At 38.0% G+C, this 6,558-nt stretch carries 7 protein-coding genes and 1 riboswitch; of the genes, 5 read left to right on the top strand and 2 right to left on the bottom strand.

Annotated features, from left to right (window positions below; all coding sequences use genetic code 11):
- Both AC06OU_RS09025 and AC06OU_RS09020 read right to left on the bottom strand, forming a co-directional pair.
- A partial coding sequence (locus AC06OU_RS09025; protein WP_475855310.1) for an ECF transporter S component occupies positions 1-368 on the bottom strand: 368 nt, incomplete at its 3' end.
- On the bottom strand, positions 361-951 hold the full coding sequence (locus tag AC06OU_RS09020) for a YkoF family thiamine/hydroxymethylpyrimidine-binding protein (RefSeq protein ID WP_475855309.1): 591 nt from the start codon (positions 949-951) through the stop codon (positions 361-363). The genes AC06OU_RS09025 and AC06OU_RS09020, both read right to left, overlap by 8 nt.
- A 75-nt stretch (positions 952-1,026) precedes the next feature.
- Positions 1,027-1,135: riboswitch (TPP riboswitch) on the bottom strand.
- 153 nt (positions 1,136-1,288) lie between these two features.
- Here AC06OU_RS09020 and AC06OU_RS09015 point away from each other — a divergent pair.
- The 5 genes from AC06OU_RS09015 to AC06OU_RS08995 all read left to right on the top strand — a co-directional run.
- The gene (locus tag AC06OU_RS09015) at positions 1,289-2,248 is read left to right on the top strand and encodes a 2-hydroxyacid dehydrogenase (RefSeq protein WP_475855308.1); all 960 of its coding nucleotides are present in this window, start codon (positions 1,289-1,291) and stop codon (positions 2,246-2,248) included.
- A gap of 501 nt (positions 2,249-2,749) precedes the next feature.
- Entirely contained in the window at positions 2,750-3,745 is a 996-nt protein-coding gene (locus AC06OU_RS09010) for an ABC transporter substrate-binding protein (RefSeq protein WP_342567383.1), read from the top strand.
- 63 nt (positions 3,746-3,808) lie between these two features.
- Positions 3,809-4,669: an ABC transporter permease gene (locus tag AC06OU_RS09005; RefSeq protein ID WP_169360910.1), complete on the top strand. Its 861-nt coding sequence runs from the start codon at positions 3,809-3,811 to the stop codon at positions 4,667-4,669.
- Positions 4,666-5,868, top strand: a complete 1,203-nt coding sequence (locus tag AC06OU_RS09000; protein ID WP_169360911.1) for a quaternary amine ABC transporter ATP-binding protein — start codon at positions 4,666-4,668, stop codon at positions 5,866-5,868. The genes AC06OU_RS09005 and AC06OU_RS09000 overlap by 4 nt, the downstream gene beginning before the upstream one ends.
- Before the next feature lie 454 nt (positions 5,869-6,322).
- The coding region (locus AC06OU_RS08995; protein ID WP_475855306.1) for a hypothetical protein at positions 6,323-6,558 on the top strand (236 nt) is incomplete at its 3' end.

Genomic DNA, 6,558 nt, shown 5'->3' with positions numbered 1-6,558 from the left:
CCTGCACCAGCAAGCATTAACACCCAAAGGTCAAATCGTTTATAGCGGGTAGCTGCGAATACTGCCTCTGCACCCAAGCCCTGAATAACACCAGAAAGAATGAGACGAGGCCCAACAGCATTACCTAAAAGCACCTCTATTGCGGCTGCAATAGTTTCAGAGATTACAGCAGCTCCTGGCTTGCGAATGATATACATACAGATGATAGAAACGATAAACCATACTCCAAAAATCCATTCATACGCGATTGGGCCAATAAACCCTGACCAAATATTTCCGACGTGAAGGAATAGTAAATACACAATCCCAAATACTACTGCAAAGATAGACATTAAAATAATCTCTTTTAGCTTCCATGATTTAAGCATGAACGTCATCTACATGAGAAGGGCTGTTAATGCTCATAGAGACAGTCATTACTAAATGCTTATGATCCTCTGATCTGGCTCTGGTAAAGGTAGCTTCGTAGAAGGCGAATACATCATGGATATCTCCATGGATGCCGCTTGCATAATGCATGGACTCATTGAAAACACCAGCGTCTTTCGCATGCTGAATCTCCTTGTAGATAACATCCATGTAGTTTGGATTATTCATTGGATATAAGGCAAATTGAGAGGACACATATTGTTTAGTTGCATCAATATTAGCAACTTCATCTCCTTTTTCTAAATAAACGTCAGCTGCTGTGTCACCTGGACAGCCCGCTGAAAAAGTTCCTGAGAGAGCCACATGTACCCCAGTTTTAGCTGCATTTAAAGCTATTGATTTTGCTACATTGAATACATGAGCTTGTTTTCCCCTAATCACAGTCGATACGTCATCCGTATGCATCCACACATTGGATGTGTCTGTATCCTGTAACGCCCCCTTAATAATACTGATAAACTCATTGCTCATTGGATGTAGGGAGAAACGAAACCCTACAATCGGACTTACACCACATTCCATTCAAAACCCTCCTTAAAATTTTTCATAAAAAAAAGCTACATCCGTGAAGATGCAGCCACTTACCTTATGAAAAAAAGGAAAGTCACCGCACTTCCTCACGCAGGTATTATCCTGATCGAGTAATAAGGGATCGGAGCTTAAAAAGCTCTCATCACAGCCAAAGTGGGCACCCCTAGTGCAGAAACGGTATGTAGTTTTCCAATTATGTAAGATTTACACAATCTGTTTTTTTATGTGACCACAGTATAGCGTATAAAAATATTATTGTAAATACAGTTGAATTCTTTTCTCAAATCAGCGATGCTTAAATTATCAGAAAATCATTAGGGGGAATTGGATGTATAAAATTTTTATTACTAGAAAGTTACCGGAAGAGATTGTACAACCACTAAGAGAAAAATTTGAAGTCATTATGTGGCATAGCGATGAAATTCCAATGAAGTACGAGGATATCAAAAAAGAGGCAAAGGATTGTAATGCCTTGTGGACCGTTCTCTCGGATAAAGTGGACCGGGAACTGATAGAAAGCCTACCAAGTCTAAGAATTATATCTAATCTTGCTGTCGGCTATAATAACATTGATATCGAGGCTGCAAAAGAAAAAGGGATTATTGTAACCAATACACCTGGTGTGTTAACGGAAACTACAGCAGATTTAACTTTTGCCTTGTTACTAGCAACTGCCCGTCGTATTACAGAAGCGGAGCAGGATATTCGTGCAGGGAAATGGAAGTCTTGGACACCGATGCAACTAACCGGCATGGACGTTTATGGGTCAACCTTAGGAATTATAGGCATGGGGAGAATCGGTGAAGCAGTCGCACGCCGTGCTAAAGGGTTTGATATGAAGGTCTTATACCATAATCGAACAAGAAAATTAGAATCTGAGCAACAGTATAACTTTACATATGTGGAGCTTGAGACACTACTAAAGGAGTCAGATTTTGTTGTTATATTGACTCCACTCACTCCAGAAACTAGAGGCTTAATTGGTAAAAAAGAACTGGAAATGATGAAGGAAACCTCAGCTCTTATTAATGTGGCACGAGGGGGAATAGTTGATGAGCAGGCGCTTTATGATGCCCTAGTCAACAAAAGCATTTGGGCTGCGGGTCTAGACGTTTTTGAAACAGAGCCAGTCCCATTAGATCATCCGCTATTAACTTTACCTAACGTGACTGTCCTACCCCACATCGGTAGTGCCAGTATTTATACAAGACTTGCTATGATGCAAATAAATGCTACGGCCATTGAAGATGCATTAGAGGAACGGGTACCAGAAAACAGAGTGGTTTAAAGTGTAAGAGATGCCATGAACATAGCGTTCATGGTGTTTTTTAGTTTTATAATAAAATCCCATGAACAGTGCTAAAACCTTAATGAGAGTTGATAAATCGCTACGAATGGTGATAATTCAAAATCTCCTCTATTTATCTGCTTACTTTCTCCTAAACAAAGCCCTCCTCGAACAAAAATTGAATTATCACAAATAATTAATAATTACATCGTTATTTATATGAATAGATTGTCTAGGGTTTACTAATTACTTAATGAAAAATGACTAGAAAAATGATACATAATATTCAGATAAAGATAGAATAATAGCAATCATTTATTAAGTGAATTTGCAATATACAAATTTTTTTAGTAATATTAGTAGTTATAAATTAGACGTCCTTTAATTTCCAAATTCAGGGAAGTTTAATTGTTTAGGATTTTAGCAATTATTTATAGATTTTGAAGGAGGAGCGATCGAACGTCTAATTTAAAAACTGAATGAAAAGAGGTAGTCAAACTAATGAAAAAGATTATGTTATTTTTTTCACTTTGTATGCTTTTAGTACTTGCAGCCTGTGGCAGTGAGACAAGCAAGGACAATATTGAGGTGATTAAGTTTGCTGATGCGGGGTGGGATAGTATTCGCCTACACAATAGCATAGCTCAAACAATCGTCGAAGAAGGTTATGGTTATGAAACCGAAGTAACAAGTGGAACAACGGCGGCAACCATGCAGTCACTTGAAAAGGGCGACATAAATGTCTATATGGAAGTATGGACCGATAACATTAAAGATGTCTACGAAAAAGCAATTGAAAGTGGAGATATCATAAAGGTAGCTACTAATTTCGCTGATAACGCGCAAGGATTATATGTTCCAACTTACGTGATAGAAGGAGATGCAGAACGAGGTATTGAACCAATCGCACCGGATTTAAAAACGGTTCAAGACTTAGAGAAGTATCCAGAAATTTTCCAAGATCCCGAAGATAGCAGTAAAGGCCGAGTGGTCGGTGCTCCATCTAGTTGGGTAGTAAGTGAGTATTTGGGGACGAAACTTGAAACATATGGCCTTGACGAACAATATAACTATCTAGCACCTGGCTCTGATTCTGCCATTGTTGCAGATTTAGCTGGCGCATATAAAAAAGGCGAGCCGTGGGTAGGTTATTATTGGTCACCAACGTGGGTAACAGCAAGCTACGATTTAACTCTATTAGAAGACGCACCATACGATGAAGCAACATGGAATGATTCGAAGGGAACTGAATTTCCTCCGAATGATGTAGTGGTTGCTGTTCATAAAGATTTACCAACACAAGCTAAGGAAGTAGTAGACTTTTTAAGTAACTATGAAACTAGCAATGATTTAACTGAAAGTGCTTTAGATTACATGCAAGAAAATGATGTGGAAGCAGATGAAGCCGCTATTTGGTGGATGAAAGAGTATGAAGATATTTGGACAGCTTGGGTGTCAGAAGAAGTGGCAGAAAAAGTTAAAGCTTCTTTAAAATAATTCATAACTCAATCTAACTAAAAGAGAGGTGACCTGCGACTGTATGTTTTGCAGTCCTACTATATGACAGAATTTCCAGATGTACGTTTTCCAATCGGGGATGTAGTAGAAAAATTCGTGGATTTTTTAGCCGCGAACTTTGATGCATTCTTTGATTTTATCTTTATTATTTCTTCCTCTATGATTAAAGGCTTAGAGGCAGGTCTATTAGCAATACCATGGTGGTTATTTATTGTTATCATCTTTTTAATAGGGTGGTATTTTAATAATATTTATGGAGGATTGCTTTATGGGGCATTTATCTTTTTAATAGGCTCCTTTGATTTGTGGCCGGAAACGATGACCACGATTTCCATCGTTCTAATCTCCGTAATTTTGTCTCTTGTAATAGGCATTCCGCTAGGCGTTGGAATGGCTTTTAGTAAGTCCATGTCCAGAATCATGCGCCCAATATTAGACGCAATGCAGACAATGCCAAGCTTTGTCTATTTAATACCAGTAATTTTCTTCTTTCCACTAGGAAATGTACCAGCAGTTATTGCGACAATCATTTATGCTTTACCACCAGTAATCCGTTTAACAGAATTAGGGATCCGAAGTGTAGATAAAGAAATTGTAGAGTCTGCACAATCATTTGGTTCCTCTTCCTCTCAAATGCTCATGAAAGTTCAACTACCACAAGCCTTACCTACAATTATGGCTGGTATCAATCAAACAACGATGATGGCTCTTGCAATGGCTGTTGTTGGTTCTATGGTTGGGGCACAGGGACTTGGAGAGCGAGTACTCTTTGCGATTAACCGAATTGACATATCCCTTGGTTTTGAAGCCGGAATTAGTATCGTCTTTCTAGCGATCATCATCGACCGAGTTACCGGGGGAATTGCAAATCGCCTTCAGAAACATAGGAGGGATGTAGCATGACAGTAAAATTAAGACTAGAAAATGTATCCAAAATATTTGGACCACGCCCTAAAAAAATTATCCCAATGGTAGAGAAGAGTGTACCAAAGGAAGAGATATTAGCTAAGACAGGGCATACTGTTGGAGTGTACAATGCTTCTATGGAAATCATGGAAGGAGAGACCTTCGTCATCATGGGACTGTCTGGAAGTGGCAAATCTACCCTAATCCGTTGCTTGAATTTATTAAATAGACCTACCTCAGGTGCTATTTATGTCGATGGGGAAAATGTGGTCGATTACAATAAGACACAGTTAAAATTCTATCGTCAAAAGAAAATAGCAATGGTATTTCAACACTTTGGACTGTTTAGTCATCGTACAGTATTAGAAAATATTGAGTATGGATTAGAAATTAGAGGTATGTCCAAGAAGGAGCGTCAGGAAATTGCTCAGAAGCATTTAGAGACGGTCGGTCTTAAAGGATATGAAAACCAATATCCAGATGAGCTTTCTGGCGGTATGCGTCAGCGAGTAGGCATCGCAAGAGCGCTTGCGAACGATCCAGACATCCTATTAATGGACGAGCCCTTCAGTGCACTTGACCCACTAATCCGTAGAGAAATGCAGCTAGAGCTTTTAGATATCCAAAACCGTCTACAAAAAACAATCATTTTCATTACACATGACGTTAACGAAGCATTTAAAATTGGCGATCGTGTAGCGGTTATGAAAAACGGAAAAGTAGAGCAAATTGGTACACCAGAAGAAATTCTGGAAAATCCAGCAAGCAGCTATATTTCCGAATTCATACGCGATATTGATCGCACGAAAATTCTTCAGGCCGAGCACATCATGTCTAAGCCAAATGGATTAGTATCCTTAAAGGATGGACTAAATGTTGCAATCCAGGTAATGAGAGAGAATGGTAACTCGAGTGCGTTTGTAGTTGACAGAAAGCGGCAGCTACAAGGTATCATTACTATCGACCAGGCTATTGAAGGGATGAAACAAAAGAAAACCTTGCAAGAAGCAATGTCGAAGGAAGTAAAAACTGTACATCCAGAAGAATATGTACAAGATTTAATACAACAGGTACTTGATTCCAAGTATCCTCTCGTTGTTACAGACGAGGAAGGTACGATGAAAGGAATTATTTTACGAGTGCATGTATTGGCAAGTTTAATAAGTGATCCTATCGAAGAAACGGAAGAAATATAAATTTCAAGGAAGCCCAAAGACAATTACATGTCTTTGGGCTTTTTATTTTGACCATGTAAAGATGAGTCAATAAAAATAATACGTGTAATAGTCGGAATATTAATTGGTTATATATGTTAAAATTTAATTCATAAACTGCTTTTCAGCATGCAAACCAAGTGGTGTAGACGAATTGGACTTAAGGAGAGTTATACATGAATAGCCTAATAAGAATAGTAAAGAACAACATCAGATCAATATTTGCTTTTGTTGCATTCTACATTGGCATACTTACTTGGCTAGTATTTAGTAGTGAAAATGTAATTTCAATAATTATTTTGTTATCGTTCTTCTTAACCGGGCTGTTTGGTGTTTGCTTATGGAGTATGGGATCGAGCTCGAGATAATTAAAAATTGTCTATCATATATTGGGGAGGGACAATAGAATTCTCACTTATATTAAAGGAGAGATTAGGTGAAAAAGACATTACTTATTTGGATTTCAGTCAATTTATTAGTAATAGTGAAGCATTATAAAATCTCTAGGAGAGATGAAAAAATGAAGAGAATGTCACTCTATTGCCTATGTATCTTTTTCTTATGCTCCTGTAGTCAATTTAATGAACCCTTATTAAATGGTGAGATGGTTAAGCTTACAATCGAATGTAAAGAAGGAGAAATAATAGAAATTGAAAACGAAAAAACCATTAA

The organism is Psychrobacillus sp., assembly GCF_056205495.1.
This window is presented reverse-complemented; position numbering and strand designations above follow the sequence as displayed.